Source organism: Brevibacterium sp. AGC70, from assembly GCF_057334195.1.
In genome coordinates, this window is sequence record NZ_JBHFIH010000005.1 from 64,395 (window position 1) to 80,242 (window position 15,848).

At 62.0% G+C, this 15,848-nt stretch carries 10 protein-coding genes; 7 read left to right on the forward strand and 3 right to left on the reverse strand.

The genetic code is table 11. From position 1 onward, the window contains the following. Positions 1–77 precede the first annotated feature (77 nt). Both ACE03M_RS03940 and valS read right to left on the reverse strand, forming a co-directional pair. On the reverse strand, positions 78–767 hold the full coding sequence (locus ACE03M_RS03940; protein WP_143921519.1) for an AIM24 family protein: 690 nt from the start codon (positions 765–767) through the stop codon (positions 78–80). 124 nt (positions 768–891) lie between these two features. Beyond that, positions 892–3,537, reverse strand: coding sequence for a valine--tRNA ligase (valS, locus tag ACE03M_RS03945; RefSeq protein WP_143921520.1), 2,646 nt, complete (start codon positions 3,535–3,537; stop codon positions 892–894). Between the two features lie 152 nt (positions 3,538–3,689). Here valS and ACE03M_RS03950 point away from each other — a divergent pair, with 152 nt between their 5' ends. The 6 genes from ACE03M_RS03950 to ndk all read left to right on the forward strand — a co-directional run bounded on the left by ACE03M_RS03950 (position 3,690) and on the right by ndk (position 11,623). Next, the gene (locus ACE03M_RS03950) at positions 3,690–4,820 is read left to right on the forward strand and encodes an acyltransferase (RefSeq protein ID WP_143921521.1); all 1,131 of its coding nucleotides are present in this window, start codon (positions 3,690–3,692) and stop codon (positions 4,818–4,820) included. Positions 4,821–5,011: 191 nt separating this feature from the next. Next, complete coding sequence (locus tag ACE03M_RS03955) at positions 5,012–5,767, forward strand: SDR family oxidoreductase (protein ID WP_143921522.1); 756 nt, start codon at positions 5,012–5,014, stop codon at positions 5,765–5,767. A 335-nt stretch (positions 5,768–6,102) separates the two neighbouring features. Further along, positions 6,103–9,369, forward strand: coding sequence for an isoleucine--tRNA ligase (gene ileS, locus ACE03M_RS03960; protein ID WP_485932824.1), 3,267 nt, complete (start codon positions 6,103–6,105; stop codon positions 9,367–9,369). Further along, positions 9,366–10,754, forward strand: coding sequence for a bifunctional folylpolyglutamate synthase/dihydrofolate synthase (locus ACE03M_RS03965; protein ID WP_143921524.1), 1,389 nt, complete (start codon positions 9,366–9,368; stop codon positions 10,752–10,754). Before ileS ends, ACE03M_RS03965 begins: the two co-directional genes overlap by 4 nt. A 4-nt stretch (positions 10,755–10,758) precedes the next feature. Then, entirely contained in the window at positions 10,759–11,124 is a 366-nt protein-coding gene (locus ACE03M_RS03970; protein ID WP_143921525.1) for a DUF4233 domain-containing protein, read from the forward strand. An 82-nt stretch (positions 11,125–11,206) separates the two neighbouring features. After that, positions 11,207–11,623: a nucleoside-diphosphate kinase gene (gene ndk / locus ACE03M_RS03975; protein WP_485932825.1), complete on the forward strand. Its 417-nt coding sequence runs from the start codon at positions 11,207–11,209 to the stop codon at positions 11,621–11,623. Between the two features lie 110 nt (positions 11,624–11,733). Here ndk and ACE03M_RS03980 read toward each other — a convergent pair whose 3' ends face one another. Beyond that, entirely contained in the window at positions 11,734–12,384 is a 651-nt protein-coding gene (locus ACE03M_RS03980) for a vitamin K epoxide reductase family protein (protein ID WP_485932826.1), read from the reverse strand. 346 nt (positions 12,385–12,730) lie between these two features. Here ACE03M_RS03980 and ACE03M_RS03985 point away from each other — a divergent pair, with 346 nt between their 5' ends. After that, positions 12,731–15,790 carry an Rne/Rng family ribonuclease gene (locus ACE03M_RS03985; protein WP_485932827.1) on the forward strand — a complete coding sequence of 1,020 codons (3,060 nt, stop codon included), beginning with the start codon at positions 12,731–12,733 and terminating at the stop codon, positions 15,788–15,790. Positions 15,791–15,848 lie beyond the last annotated feature (58 nt).

Here is a 15,848-nt window from a genome sequence, read left to right on the forward strand (position 1 = left end):
GCTTCGGGCGGCCTCGGGCTCGCATTGCGCTGCAGCTGGAACACTTTCTGAGGGAGAGCGCTTCAGCCCTGATCTGGCTAGGCTTGTGCGGTGTACACGGCGTTCTCAGCAGGCTGGACGACGACGAAGCCGGGGCCGTGGAAGGCAAGCTGAACCGATTCACCCGAACCGCGACCGAAGAAGGTCCCCACGCTGACGTCGGTCTTGATCTGCGGCGCCAGAGATGAGGACCAGCACACCGCGGCCTGCGGGTCGACGAACGTCGGCTGCTGTGAGCAGTCGAGGACCATCGGCTCGCCCTTGCAGCAGATGGCAGCAGTGCCTTGGCCGTTGAGTTCGAGGTTGAACAGCCCGGAGCCGCTGGCCATGGCACCGATTCCGCCCTTGATCCGCTTGATCTCCCAGTTGAGAGCATCATCGAAGGCCAAGAGGTTCGCGGTGTTGACCGTCAGAGCATCCTGCTGACCTTCCATAGCCATCATGAAGATGTTCGAGGCCTCTCGAGCGAAGAACACCTCTCCGTGGCCCTCGACCTTCATCACATTGCCGCCTTCACCGGTGGCGGCCTTCTTCATGAACTGGCCCACCGACTTCGACCCCTGGTGAGCGAAGCGGACGTCGCCCTGGTAAGCGACCATGGCACCCTTTGTGGCGATCATGGGCGCATTGGGCGTGATCACAGTGCGCAGCATCTTATTCGATTGCAGAGTCCAGCGATCCTGGTTCTGGATCTCGGCGTTTCGCTTCGAAAAGAGTTCACTTCTCATCGTTCAAGAGCCTTTCGTCCTAGAAGAAGCCTCGTACTCCTTCAGTTGTCGAGTTCAATCGTAAGCGTCCAGGCTCTCCTCGTGCCGGAGGATTCTGTTCTGATCTTGGAACAGGTGCTGACGGTCAGTCCTGTTCGATGAAGTCGATCTCGGCTACCGTGATCTCTTCACCCTTCACCTCAGTGGTGAGATTCTGGATGCGTCCAGCGGCCGTGAGGTCGCCCTGGGCACTGTCGATCGCCGCGACGACAGCTGCCGGCGCATGGATGGTGAGGCTGCGCACCTGAGTCTTCTGGGAGACCTTGGCCTCGGTCTTCGACCTCCGGATCTCGGTGAGCACCGAGGCGACAGAGATGAGCAGGTCCGGATCCACGGACGAGTCAGGCTGTGTCAGCTGCTCGTCTCCGGGCCACGGTGACCTGTGCACAGATCCCGATCTCCACCACGACCACACCTCTTCGGTCACGAAGGGCATGATCGGAGCGAAGAGACGCAGGAGGACGTCGAGGGCAGTTGCCAGAGTGACATGAGCCGAAAGCTGATCGCCCTCGCCCTTGGCGCCGTACGACCGGTCCTTGACGAGTTCGACATAGTCATCGGTGAACTCCCAGAAGAAGCTCTCCGCGGCTCGCAGAGCGTGTGCGTAATCGTAGGCCGCCATATGCGTTGAAGCGGTCCCGATGACCTCGGCGAGTTTCTTGAGCAGAGCTCGATCGAGATCGTGCGTCACGGAACCGAGCTGGCCGACGAGCCCGGAGTGAACCCCCTGGGCCAGCGCGAACTTCGAAGCGTTGAGCAGCTTCATGGCCAATCGGCGCCCGATCTGCATCTGCGTCACGTCATAAGCTGTATCGGCTCCGAGTTTGGCGCTGGCCGCCCAGTAGCGCACCGCGTCGGGGCCGAAGCCCGGTTTCGCCTCGCCGAGGATGTCCGAGGGGACTACGACGTTGCCCTTCGACTTCGACATCTTCTTGCGATCCGGATCAAGGATCCAGCCGGAGAGGCCGGCATGCTTCCATGGTGCAGCGTCATTGAGCGAGTTGGCCCGGACGACAGTGGAGAACAGCCAAGTGCGGATGATGTCGTGGCCCTGAGGGCGCAGATCGAAGGGGAAGACCTTGGAGAAGAAGTCTTCGTCGCGACTCCACCCACCCAGCAGCTGCGGGGTCAGAGATGAGGTTGCCCACGTATCGAGGACGTCCGGATCGGCAGTGAAGCCACCGGGCACGTCACGTTGGTCAGCGGTGAAGCCGGCGGGAACCTCGGCGACGGGATCGGCGGGCAGGGACTCGGGAACGATCGGATCCGAGTAGTCAGGTTCCCCGGCCGAGTCCAAGCGATACCACAGTGGGATCGGTACGCCGAAGTAACGCTGGCGGGAGACCAGCCAGTCACCGTTGAGATTCTCCACCCAGTTCTCGTAGCGTGAGCGCATGAACGCCGGATGCCACTCGATCTCACGACCGCGGGCGATGAGCGCGTCGCGGAGTTCGGCCGAGCGTCCGCCGTTGCGGATGTACCACTGGCGGGACGTGACGACTTCGAGGGGCTTGTCGCCCTTCTCGTAGAACGGCACAGGATGTGTGATCGCTTCGATCTCGCCGATGAGGTCACCGGATTCGGCGAGCATGTCCGCGATCTCCTTGCGGGCGGTGAAAGTTGTCTTTCCCGCCAGCTGCTCGTAGTTGGCCACGGCATCGGGCTTCGGCGACGACGCGATCCATTCGGGGACTTCGAGGTTGAGTCGTCCACCCCGGTTGATGACCGCGCGAGTGGGGAGGTCGAGTTCACGCCACCAGGTGACGTCAGTGAGGTCGCCGAAGGTGCAGACCATGGCAATGCCGGTGCCCTTGTCCGACTTCGCGAGTTCATGGGCGCGAACTTCGACGCTGACGCCGAAGAGAGGTGAGACGTACCTGGATCCGAACGAGGAGGTGTAACGCTCGTCCTCGGGATGAGCCACGAGTGCCACTACCGCGGGAATGAGCTCCGGACGGGAGGTGAGAATGACGATCGGCTCCGCCGAGGTGTCGGCGAGACCGTCGGTGCCCTCGGGGTAGAAGTTCACCTTATGGTAGGCGCCGTCCTTCTCCCGGTCTTCGAGTTCCGCCTGCGCGACGGCAGTACCGAAGGTGACATCCCACATGGTGGGGGCGTCCTGGGAGTAGGCGTGACCGTTTGCGAGGTCGGAGAGGAAAGCCTTCTGGCTGACCGAGCGTGATGTGTCATCGATGGTGCGGTAGGTGTACTTCCAATCCACGGACAGGCCGGTGGAGCGGAAGAGGTGTTCGAAGATCTGCTCGTCCTCGGCGGACAGGGTCTCGCAGAGTTCGATGAAGTTCTGACGCGAGATCTTGACGAAGTCACGAGAGTTCTTCGCAGGCTTTGCCGGCGGCTCGAAGTTCGGGTCGTAACTCTGAGTGGGATCGCAGGTGACCCCGTAGTAGTTCTGGACGCGTCGTTCCGTCGGCAGACCATTGTCATCCCAGCCGAGGGGGTAGAACACGTTCTTGCCCTGCATGCGCTGATATCGAGCAATGATGTCAGTCTGCGTGTAGGAGAAGACGTGCCCGACGTGCAGAGACCCCGAGGCGGTGGGCGGGGGAGTGTCGATCGAATAGACCTGCTCACGATCCGTATCGACGTCGAAGGCATAGACTCCGCTGTCGCTCCAAGCGGCGTCCCATTTGTCCCGAAGTCCCTCAAGAGCCGGCTTATCCGGCAGGTTCACTGACTCGTGCGTCGAGTCCGAAAAGGCAGGTGTGTTCATAATTGTTGATTTTCTCACCCGGGCGGCCTGGGGCCAAACCGATGTGCGGGCGTGAGCGGACTTCAGTGGTTCTTGCCAGTGGCACACGCTGCCAGAGACACACTGAATGGAGCGTGAGATGCGTCTGCGAACGAAAATGAGAATATTGGACCATGGCGCCCTTGGACAGAATCGGATCAGAGAACCTGCCGCCTACGTCGACCGCGTGGATGAACCCAGCCCGTGCGATCGCGATCGTGGCAGTCGTCGCCATCCATTCGCTGGGAACTGTCGTTGAGGAGAACTACGCGACCATGGGCCCCGACTGGTGGGTCGCCAACGGCTTCGACTCCGCAGCTCGGTGGTCGGTTCCTGTGTTCATCATGATATCTGGGGCCTTGGCACTGGACCCAGCCCGCGGGAACAAGCCACGTAGATTCCTCAGCAAGCGCGTCTGGAGAATCGGAATCCCGCTCGTGTTCTGGACGGCCGTATACGTCGTCTTCAGGCGCTTCTATCTGCTCCCGACAGACGACGGATGGAACCCGGGAATCGCGATCCTGACCGGTTCTCCGTTCGTGCAGCTCTACTTCCTCTACGTGCTCGCCGGCCTGACGCTTCTGACCCCGTTCTTCCGGCTGCTCAGCGTTCACGGCTCGCGGCGCCTGCAATGGGGGACGGGTCTGATCTTTCTGGGCATCGGCATGCTCGACCAGTGGGCGAGCATCGTCTTCGATGTGGGTGAGGCCAATATCGCCACACGTTTTCTGCCGATGGCCGGCTTCTACATCCTCGGATGGGTGCTGCGGGACGTGGTGCTCTCCTCCCGTGGTGTGGTGCTGGCGTGGCTGGCACTTGCCGGTGCCATCGCTATGACCATTGTGTGGGCGGGACTCGGCCCAGGCGAGAAGCCGTGGGTCTTCCCCTACGAATACCTCTCGCCGGGGGTCGTCATCGCTTCGTCCGCCGCCTACCTCCTGCTGCACCATCACATGAATAACGGTTTCCGGCTCCTGCACTGGTTCTACCCGTACTCCTTTGGGGTGTTCCTGCTCCACCCCCTCGTGCTCTACCCCTTGCGCAATATGATGGGCCTGCCGACGACGGTCCCCGGTGTTCTCCTCCATGCCATCGCGATGCCGATCGTCTACACGGTCATCTGCGCTGTCATCACCTGGCTGGCGGTCAAGATTCCCGGCGTGCGCGCCGTCTTCGGCGAAGGGGGTCCCCGCAATCCGCATTCGAAGCCGAACCCGCGGCCGAACCGAGCGAGGAAGGCCGACCCGGACACCGCGAGCGCTTAGCTGCGACTGGATCTGCCGGAAGGTGATGAAACTCCGTAGACTGACCGGTGTCCCCTATGATCGTGTCCTCCACCGGACGCGACACACCCAGATACAGATGTGACATGCCCAGGTTCAGATGCGGTGAGCCCGGGTCCCGATCAGGGCCTGGAGCCACGAACGACGACGAAGAAGTACGGAGAGGTACAGCGATGGAAACACTCAGAGCAGTTGTGACAGGTGCGAGTTCGGGAATCGGCGCCGCTACGGTTCGCCAGCTGCGCGAGCAGGGCTGGGACGTCGTTGCCGTGGCACGACGAGAGGAGAAGCTGCGGGCGCTGTGCGAGGAGACCGGCGCCAGCTACGTGGTAGCTGACCTCACCGATGATGATGCGGTCGCGGCGCTCAACGCCGAGGTGATGGCTGGGGGGCCGGTGCACTCTCTGGTCGCCAACGCGGGTGCCGCGTACGGCACTGACACCGTCGCCGAGGCCTCGGTCGACGGTTGGCGTGACATGTTCGATATCAATGTCCTCGGAGTCCTCCGAGTCGTCAAGTCATTCCTTCCCGCTCTGATCGAATCCGGGCGGGGAGACATCGTCGTCATGTCCTCGACCGCCGGACACCAGGCCTATGAAGGCGGGGGCGGTTACGTCGCGGCCAAGCACGGCACACATTCGATCGCCGCGACGCTGCGACTCGAGCTCGCTGGTGAACCTGTCCGTGTGATCGAAATCGCACCCGGGATGGTCGCCACCGATGAATTCACGCTGAAACGAGTCGGCGGCAGTCAGGACAAAGCCGACAAGGTCTACGAAGGGGTGGAGAACCCCCTGTCCGCAGATGATGTCGCCGATGCCGTGGTGTACTCGCTGACCCGACCGCACCATTTCAATGTCGACCTGATGGTGATCAGACCGATTGCACAGGCCGCACAGCACAAAGTGGCACGCAACCAGGGCCTCTGAGTTCGGAGGCCGGGCGACTGCACCCAGCCAGATGATCGACACACCGTGCCAGGTGGTCGACACGTCGGGCCAAGGTATACGATTGAGGGTGCAGTGATCCGGCCATCACCGGGGAGCATCCGGAAGAACAGTGCGTTCGTCCTTTGCCGAAGGTATCGGTACGGGAGAAGGCATCCAGTAGAACCGGACGGTTGGACCCGTCATCACTCCGGCTATGAGCGATCCGCTGATCGTCTGTCTCACCCGACAGTCGTTGAGGACGGATAAGCGAGGTGGTACCGCGGCAGACATGTCGTCCTCGTGACAGTGACCGCAGTGACTGAAAAAGGACGCTCATGACGCAACCGTTGTATCCCAAGGTATCGACCTCGGCCTTCGGCCTCAGTGCCTCGCCGGATTTCCCCGCCATCGAAGACGCAGTGCTCGGCTACTGGAAACAGGACGATACGTTCCAGGCCTCAATCGACCAGCGCGACCCCGGCGAGAACGGTGAGAACGAGTTCGTCTTCTACGACGGACCACCCTTCGCCAACGGACTGCCCCACTATGGTCACCTGCTGACCGGGTACGTCAAAGACGTCGTTCCACGCTTCCAGACGATGCGCGGCAAGAAGGTGGATCGCCGGTTCGGCTGGGATACCCACGGTCTACCCGCAGAGCTTGAGGCCGAACGTCAGCTGGGCATCACCGATAAGTCGGAGATCAGCGGCATGGGCTTGGCCGCCTTCAACGACGCCTGCCGTTCCTCGGTACTGAAGTACACGAAGGAATGGGAAGAGTACGTCACCCGGCAGGGCCGGTGGGTCGATTTCGACAACGACTACAAGACGCTCAACGTTGAATACATGGAAAGCGTGATCTGGGCGTTCAAACAGCTCTGGGACAAGGGGCTCGTCTACGAGGGCTACCGCGTTCTGCCCTACTGCTGGAAAGACCAGACTCCGCTGTCGAACCACGAACTGCGGATGGACGACGATGTCTATAAGTCGCGCCAGGACCCGGCCGTGACCATCGGATACAAGCTCAAGGGCTCCGACGAATGGGTCCTGATCTGGACGACGACGCCGTGGACTGTTCCGTCCAACCAGGCAGTCGCGGTCAATCCCGAGATCCCGCTGGCAGCCGTCGTCGCCGGTGAAGACGGTGCACAAGAGCTGCAAGGGAAGACACTGATCCTCGCCGAGGCGCGCCTCGGCTCATACTCCCGAGAGCTCGGGGAGAACCCCGAGGTGCTGCGCACATTCTCCGGCAGTGAGCTTCTCGGCCGTGAGTACGAGCCTCCCTTCCCGTACTTCGAGGGCCGCCAAGAGGAGTTCGGTGAACGGATGCACACCATCCTCGAAGCCGAGTTCGTCACCACGGACGAAGGCACCGGAATCGTCCACCAGTCTCCGGCTTTCGGTGAAGAGGACAAAGACCTCACCGATTCCTATGGCATCACCGCCGTGCGTCCCGTCGACGACGCAGGCTGCTTCGACTCCACGGTCGCCGACTACGCGGGACAGCAGGTCTTCGACGCCAACAAGGGCATCATCAAGGACCTGCGCAATGGCACCGGGCCGATGGCTGGTCGTTCGGCACTGCTGATCCGGCACGAATCATACGAGCACTCCTACCCGCACTGCTGGCGCTGCCGCAATCCGCTGATCTACCGCGCTGTGTCCTCCTGGTTCGTCCGGGTGACCGAGTTCAAGGACCGCATGGTCGAACTCAACGAGCAGATCAATTGGGTGCCCGACAACGTCAAGCACGGACAGTTCGGCAAATGGCTGGAGAACGCACGCGACTGGTCGATCTCGCGCAACCGCTTCTGGGGTTCGCCGATCCCGGTATGGACCTCAGACGACCCCTCGTATCCGCGCACCGATGTGTACGGATCCCTGGCAGACATCGAAGCCGACTTCGGTCGCCTGCCGGTCAACGACCAAGGTGAAGTCGACCTCCACCGCCCCTGGGTCGACGACTTGGTACGACCCAACCCTGACGATCCGACCGGTCAGTCGATGATGCGCCGCATCCCTGAGATCTTCGACGTCTGGTTCGACTCGGGATCCATGAGCTACGCACAGGTCCACTACCCGTTCGAGAACTCCGAATGGTTCGACAATCATTTCCCAGCCGACTTCATCGTGGAGTATGTCGGACAGACTCGCGGCTGGTTCTATCTCCTGCACGTGCTCTCGACAGCGATCTTCGATCGTCCTGCCTTCACCAACTGCATCTCCCACGGCATCGTCTTGGGCTCCGACGGTGCGAAGATGTCGAAATCGCTGCGCAACTACCCCGACGTCAACGAGGTCTTCGATCGCGACGGCTCCGATGCGATGCGCTGGTTCCTCATGGCCTCATCCATCCTGCGAGGCGGCAACCTTGTCGTGACCGAGCAGGGTATCCGCGATGGAGTGCGACAGGTCGTTCTCCCGCTCTGGAACACCTGGCAGTTCTTCGCCACGTACTCCAACACCGCAGACGGGGCAGACGGAGAGAAGGCCGGCTACCGGGCCGAATCCCGCTATGATTCGAGCCAGGTCCTTGACCGGTATCTGCTGGCGAAGACTCACGACCTGATCGCAGAATTCGCGGACGCCATGGAAGGCCTCGACATCTGGGCGGCCTGCGAACTCGTGCGCAGCTACCTCGACATGCTCACCAACTGGTACGTGCGTCGTTCCCGTCGCCGTTTCTGGGACGGCACGGAGGCGACCCACGAGTCATTCGACGTGTTCTACACCTGCCTCGAAGCCTTCTGCCGGGTCGCAGCCCCGCTGCTGCCATTCACCGTCGAAGAGATCTACCGTGGACTCACCGGCGAACGGTCGGTCCACCTGGCCGACTACCCGGACGCGAGTCTGTTCCCCGCTGACGATCAGCTCGTGTCCGCGATGGATCTGACCCGCGACATCTGCTCAACGGCCTCGTCTGTACGCAAGGCCAACAAGCTGCGGGTGCGCCTGCCTCTGGCCAAGCTCACCGTTGCTGATGACACCGACCTGGGCAGCGAGTTCACCGATATCATCAGCGATGAGCTCAACGTCCGCGAGGTCGAAGTGCTCGACGTCGCCGAGGCGGAAGCTGCAGGATTCTCCCTGTCGCAGAGTCTTGTGATCAACGCCCGCGCCGCAGGTCCCAGGCTGGGCAAGCAGGTGCAGCAGGTGATCAAGGCCTCGAAGACCGGCGATTGGTCGGTCGCCGACGACGGCACTGTTACCAGCGGTGGAATCGACTTGGTCGATGGCGAATACACCGTGGAGTCTGTGGCCGAATCCGGTACCGAGGGGATGGAGTTGGCCGCGCTCGACTCCGGCTTCCTGGCACTCGACACACGCGTCACCCCTGAGCTCGAGGCCGAAGGTGTCGCTCGTGACGCGGTCCGCGCCATCCAGGGAATCCGCAAACAGCTGGACCTGCACATCTCCGACCGGATCACTGTCGTCATCGAGGCGGAGACGGATCTGGTGGCCGCGCTGAGCGCCCATCAGGACCTCATCGCCGGTGAGACCCTGGCCACCTCACTCGACTTCGCAGAAGTCGATGGTGCCGAACAGGTCTTCACTCCTGAAGAGCTGCCTGCGGGAACTCGACTCGCTGTGAGCCGAGCATGAGCACACACGAGCGCGACGAGAAGACGCAGTCCCAGCTCGTCCGCGTGTATGCAGCTCTGCTGGCACGAGCGGGGGAGACTCAGATCGAGGTCCGACTCGACGCGACCCGTCGCGCCTGCGAGCTCCTCGGCGACATTCATCAGTCAGCACCGGTCATCACGGTCACCGGAACGAACGGCAAAACCTCGACCGCTCGCATGATCGACTCGATCGTGTCCGCTCACGACTTGAGAGTCGGCCGCTTCACTAGTCCGCATCTGCATTCGGTGACCGAGCGGATCTCCGTCGACGGCGGTCCTGTCGCCGCTGAGACCTTCGTCCGCATCCACGACGAGATTTCGCCGGTGCTCGACCTCGTCGACGCGGAGCTCGTCGCCGAGGGGCGTGGAAGGCTGACGTTCTTCGAGGCGCTGACGATCCTGGCCTTCGCCGTGTTCGCAGACGCCCCCGTCGACGTGGTGGTCACCGAAGTGGGAATGGGCGGCGAATGGGATTCGACGAACGTAGCCGATGCGCAGGTCTGTGTCTTCACGAAGATCGGCCTCGACCATCAGCAGTTCCTCGGTGACACGCTCACCGAGATCGCCACCACCAAAGCGGGAATCCTCAATCGCAGTCTCGATCCTTCCCCAGCACCGAATCCGGTCGCTGTCATCGCTGCACAGACCGAAGAGGCGCAGAATGCTCTGGACGCCGAGGTGGAGCGTCGGCAGACTCCTGCTCTGACCGAGGACCGCAGCTTCCGGCTTCTCGAACGCACAAGAGCGGTCGATGGACAGCTCATCACCGTGCAGGGAGTTCGGGATGTCTACACCGACATCTTCCTGCCGCTGCACGGTATCCATCAGGCGCACAATGCCGCTGTTGCGCTGGTTGCGGCGGAGGCGTTTCTGAGTGATGAGGACAAGCCGCTGGTCCTCGACACCGTGGCCGAAGGTCTGTCCCGTGTGACGTCACCCGGCCGGGCCGAGCTTGTCCGGACAGGCCCGGCGGTGGTCGTGGACGGCGCGCACAATCCCGACGCTGCCCATGTGCTCGCCGAGACCATCACCGAGGCATTCGATTTCGACTACACGGTGATGGTTCTGGCGATGTTCGCCGACAAGGACATCCTCGGCGTGCTCGAGGAACTTCACCGCAGCGCCGACGTGTTCGTCATCAGCCAGGCACTGAATTCTCGTGCACTTGATGCCCACGAACTCGCCGAGGCTGTCCGCGAATGGGTGGACGAGGACTCCGTGATCGAGACGCCGGATCTCAACGCAGCCTTGATGAAGGCCATCGACCTGGCCAACAACTCCGGGGCGACGAGTCCCGGGATCGTGGTCACCGGCTCTCTGCACACCGTGGCAGAGGCCCGTCTGCTGCTCGGCAAGGAGGACTGAGCCGATGAAATCGAAGTTTCCCGTCCTGTGCGGCTCGATCCTCATCTGTGAGCTCTTCGTCGTCTACTTCGCAGTGCTCACTGCCTACGGCCTGGCTGTGAAGGCAGCAGGATCCCTGACCTTGGGACAGCTGCTCCTCGGCGCGTCCGTGATTGCTGCTCTGGCCATCGTCTCGGTCCTGCTGCTGCCACGACGGATCGGCCAGAAGCGACCGGGTGTGGCACTGGGCTGGGTCGTGCAGATCCTCCTGCTGGCTTCGGGATTCCTCGTCACCTCTATGTTCTTCGTCGCAGCGATCTTCATCGCCCTCTGGGCGGTGTCGGTGTACTGGTCGGCGAGGATCGACAGGGAAGTGGCGGAACGAGCCTGAACCGCCTCGGCGGTTGATATCAATGAACTCGACGGCGGTTAAACTGTGACCGCCGATCATCGCACAAACGAAAAGGACCGGAATGGAACGCACTCTCATCCTCATCAAACCCGATGGTGTCGCACGAGGACTCGTGGGACAGATCCTCGCTCGGATCGAATCCAAGGGGTATGCCATCGATGCTCTTTCGCTGCGCAGCGCGACCGCGGAAGAACTCTCCGCCCACTACGCAGAGCACGAAGGCAAACCCTTCTACCAGCCCCTCGTCGACTTCATGTCCGAAGGACCGGTCGTGTCGATCATCGCCTCCGGCCAGGGAGTGATCCCAGGATTCCGATCGCTGGCGGGTGCAACCGACCCGACAGCGGCGGCACCGGGTACCATTCGCGGCGATCTTGGCCGCGACTGGGGCGAGAAGGTCCAGAAGAACCTCGTGCACGGTTCCGATTCCGTCGAATCGGCCGAACGCGAGATCGGAATCTGGTTCCCCGCCGAATAGATCTCAGCGCACAGACGCGGGTGCCCTGCAGCCGTCCTTCCTCAGAGGGATCGGCCACAGGGCACCCGCGTCATTTCATGGCAGTGGTGAGTTGGTCATTCGGGACTTGCTCAGAACAGAGTCGAGAAGAAGTTCCAGAACTGAACGACGATGCATGCTGCAATGACGAGCAGCCACAGAACGAAGATCGCCACATTCTCCTTGGCGAGTACTCTGGCCATCGGATTCCGCGCGATCCGGGCGCCGAAATTGCCGGCCAGAACATTGTGGGACGTGGCAGCGACGAACATCGGGATCGTCATCGTCCACACCACCATGCACCAGGGGCAGCCGACGCCGATCTTGTAGATCGAGACGTAGAACAGGAACATGACGAGAACGGTGCCGAGGGCGAGGCCGATGTTGAGTCCCACCATGATCCACCTCGGGATCCTCGTCCTGGCGAGGAGCAACACGCCGAGGAGCAGCGGGAATATGAAAGCGCCGATTCCCAGGAGCTGATTGGGAAAGCCGAAGAGCTGGCTTTCGGGAGACTCCATCACCGATCCGCAGGAGAAGAACGGGTTGAGGTCGCAGGAGAGCACCGCATTCGGGTCTTCCAGCTTCTCGTACTTCTCGACGGCAAGAGCGAAGGATGCCAAGTAGCCGACGACGGATGCAACGATGAGGAAGACGCCGAGACTGGTCGGCCGCAGGACCCAGGATCGGGTCTGCGGCACCACGTCGATATCGTCGTCAGGGAGAGTATCTGCGGTATTCACACTCCAAGAATGCCTCCCCGGACACTGCGCGGCAAACGGGAGCGGCTGTGAATAGTCACATACGGGAAGTGACGGAGACCATAGACGGCGGAGATCGAGCGGAGCACTTCGGTTGATCTGTGACATAATGGCCAGACGGATACCTGCTCTCACACCGAGCAGGAGAAGTGCCTCCACCGAGTCGAGGGTACGACCTCGCAGGTCGACACCAAGAAGAGGCAGCACCGAAGGCCTACGCGCTGAGCGCGAGCTGGAAGTGCCATCCACAAGTTTCGGTCCGACTTGGACCATGCAAGGATCCGAAGATCCGTGAGGTGTGGACGGAGTCTTCGGACTGGGAGAAATCATGAATGACGCGTCGAATGACGGCAACGAAGCAACAGAGGGCATCCTCGCCGATCTCGCCAATCTGCAGCAGTCGGTGAATTCCGCAGACTCCTCTCATGGGGATGTCGACGAGAGCATCAGAGCGAAACTCGACAACATCGCCGAGGCTGCGGAGTCTCTGCGCATTCCCGAGCCGAGCGATGGTGACTCGGACGAGGACGTCGAGGACGTTCCAGAGCAGAGGCCGGGCACACCGAAGAGGGCACGGGACTCTGCAGCCAACAGGGGACTCGTGTTCGAACAGTTCGTCCGTGAACCTGCCGAGGATCCGCAGAACGCAGCGAGCAACGGCCGGGGGAGCGAGGCGAACGATCGCCCGGATGCCGATGACGAGGACTCTGCAGACGATGCCGCGGATGACGCCTCGCCAGCACTGGCCCCCACGTTCGATCCCCGCAACCCCTTCGCAGCGCCCACCGTGGACCCCGCTCCTGCTCCGACCCCGCGCAGCGCGCCAGCCGTGCCACACGACGGTGGACTGATCTTCCAGGTGCCCAAGGCCGAACTGGCTCAGCCCGTCCAGGTTGAGAACGACACCGACTATACCGACGACGCCGACGACTACGACAACGACTCGGACTACGCGGAGGCATCGGACGCCGACGCGAACAGCGCGAAGAGCGATGACTCCGACGACAATGACTCCAACGATTCCGGCGGCCGTCGGCGTCGCCGTGGAGGACGCGGCCGCCGCTCCCGCGGACGCGATGACAACGGCAGCGAATCGGAGAATGACGATTCGCCATCGTCAGCCGAGGAATCTGCTGACGAGGATTCTGACACCCACTCGAACAGACGCGAGTCACGCTCCGGCAATAAGTCGGAGAAGAAGGCTCAGCAGACAGATTCGACCAAGTCCGCCGGCGCCAAATCCTCCGATGACAAGAACTCCGGCCAGCAGTCTGAGAAGTTCGCTGACTCCGGTGATGATGATAACGATGACGATGACGACAACGGTTCGCGTCGCCGTCGTCGCCGTCGCTCACGGACGCGCAGCACGGACAACGATGAGGTGACCTCGCTGAAGGGTTCGACTCGCCTCGAAGCCAAGAGGCAGCGCCGCAAGGAAGGTCGTGAGGCAGGGCGCCGCCGCCCCGTCATCACCGAGGCTGAATTCCTGGCCCGTCGTGAATCTGTGGACCGGACGATGCTGGTGCGTGAAAGCGGCGAGCAGACACAGCTGGTCGTCGTCGAAGACGGGATCACGGTCGAGCACTACCTGAAGGAGAACCGCCAGCAGTCGTCCCTCATCGGCAACGTCTACCTTGGCAAGGTCCAGAACGTGCTGCCGAGCATGGAAGCAGCCTTCATCGACATCGGCAAGGGCCGCAATGCTGTGCTCTACGCCGGTGAAGTCAATTGGGACGCCCTCGGCATGGATGGCAAGGCTCGCCGTATCGAGGTGGCGCTCAGCCCCGGCGACGCTGTCCTCGTCCAGGTCACCAAAGACCCGATCGGTCACAAAGGCGCCCGTCTGACGAGTCAGATCTCCCTGCCCGGACGTTTCCTCGTCTACGTTCCCGGCAACTCCATGACCGGCATCTCACGCAAGCTGCCCGACGTCGAGCGCAATCGACTGAAGAAGCTGCTCAAAGAACTCGTTGGTGACTCGAACGGAGTCATCGTGCGCACCGCAGCCGAAGGAGCAACGGACAAGGAACTCGGCAGGGACGTCGAACGACTGGCGAAACGGTGGGAGACCATCGAGAAGAAGTCGAAGTCGACGAAGGTGCTCGCGCCGCAGCTTCTGTACAGCGAGCCGGACATGATCGTGCGGATCATCCGCGATGTCTTCAATGAGGACTTCTCGTCTCTCGTCATCGACGGCGACGGCGCGTGGAACACGATTCACGAATACGTCGAGGCCGTGGCACCAGATCTGCTCGAGCGCGTCCATCGCTATAGCGAGGACGACGAAATCTTCGACCACTACCGGGTCGAGGAACAGGTGCAGAAGGCGCTGCAGCGCACCGTCAACCTGCCATCGGGTGGTTCGCTGGTCATCGACAGGACCGAGGCCATGACGGTCATCGACGTCAACACCGGCAAGTTCACCGGTTCAGGTGGAAACCTGGAAGAGACCGTGACCCGCAACAACCTGGAAGCAGCCGAAGAGGTCATCCGGCAGGTGCGCCTGCGGGATATAGGCGGCATCATCGTCGTCGACTTCATCGACATGGTACTCGAATCGAACCGGGATCTCGTCGTGCGTCGCCTCGTCGAATGCCTGGGACGGGACAGGACCAAGCATCAGGTCGCCGAGGTGACCTCCCTGGGTCTTGTGCAGATGACGCGTAAGCGCATCGGCACCGGACTCGCAGAGTCCCTTGTCAGTGCCGGGGCCGACCTTTCCGGTCGGGGACTGCTGCTGCCGGGTTCAGAAGAGGACGGTTCGAAGTCCCACCACGGCAACCGGTCTGCACAAAACGACAACTCGAACAGCAAACGTGATCGCAAGCGTCGCGGTGACAATAAGTCGTCGAAGTCCAATGACCCCGAGGGCCAGACAGACTCCGCGGCCAACGACGCCTCACGTTCGGCCGTAGCCGCAATTGCCAAGGCCACGCTGAAGAAGGACGAGACTGAGTCCAAGGACGGCGAGGATTCTCAGGACGCCTCGGCTGCGAGCGACACCGAGTCGACGCCGAACAGTGACTCCACGAAGGAATCACAGGGCAACGAATCCGCCGATTCGAGCGGCAACGGAAAGTCGGGCCGATCCCGGACCCGCAGCAGCCGGAAGCGGTCCAATGCCAAGTCCTCGGAGACATCAGAGCCAACGCATGACGAGTCTGCTCAGGACAAGCAAGTCCAGGACAAGCCGGCCCCGGCGAAAAAGCCTGAGGTGCCTGCTGCCGAGCTTCCGCTGATGATCGGTGCAGACACCGCGACCAAGGTGGCCAAGGCTGAACCGGTCAAGGCAGCACCGCGGCGGAAGCCCGCTGCCAAGGCTCAGGCAGCTGATGAGTCGACGCAGCAGTCGCTGCCGACCTCATTCGTCATCATCGGCGAAGACTGAGCATCATGTCCACTGTCATGTGACTGATGCGGACAGGCGACGAGGCGGGGGGGGGGGG

Excerpts from the sequence above, each read along its gene's own strand:
- ACE03M_RS03940 (WP_143921519.1), bottom strand. The coding sequence starts at position 767 with ATGAGAAGTGAACTCTTTTCGAAGCGAAACGCCGAGATCCAGAACCAG.
- valS (WP_143921520.1), bottom strand. The coding sequence starts at position 3,537 with ATGAACACACCTGCCTTTTCGGACTCGACGCACGAGTCAGTGAACCTG.
- ACE03M_RS03950 (WP_143921521.1), top strand. The coding sequence starts at position 3,690 with ATGGCGCCCTTGGACAGAATCGGATCAGAGAACCTGCCGCCTACGTCG.
- ACE03M_RS03955 (WP_143921522.1), top strand. The coding sequence starts at position 5,012 with ATGGAAACACTCAGAGCAGTTGTGACAGGTGCGAGTTCGGGAATCGGC.
- ileS (WP_485932824.1), top strand. The coding sequence starts at position 6,103 with ATGACGCAACCGTTGTATCCCAAGGTATCGACCTCGGCCTTCGGCCTC.
- ACE03M_RS03965 (WP_143921524.1), top strand. The coding sequence starts at position 9,366 with ATGAGCACACACGAGCGCGACGAGAAGACGCAGTCCCAGCTCGTCCGC.
- ACE03M_RS03970 (WP_143921525.1), top strand. The coding sequence starts at position 10,759 with ATGAAATCGAAGTTTCCCGTCCTGTGCGGCTCGATCCTCATCTGTGAG.
- ndk (WP_485932825.1), top strand. The coding sequence starts at position 11,207 with ATGGAACGCACTCTCATCCTCATCAAACCCGATGGTGTCGCACGAGGA.
- ACE03M_RS03985 (WP_485932827.1), top strand. The coding sequence starts at position 12,731 with ATGAATGACGCGTCGAATGACGGCAACGAAGCAACAGAGGGCATCCTC.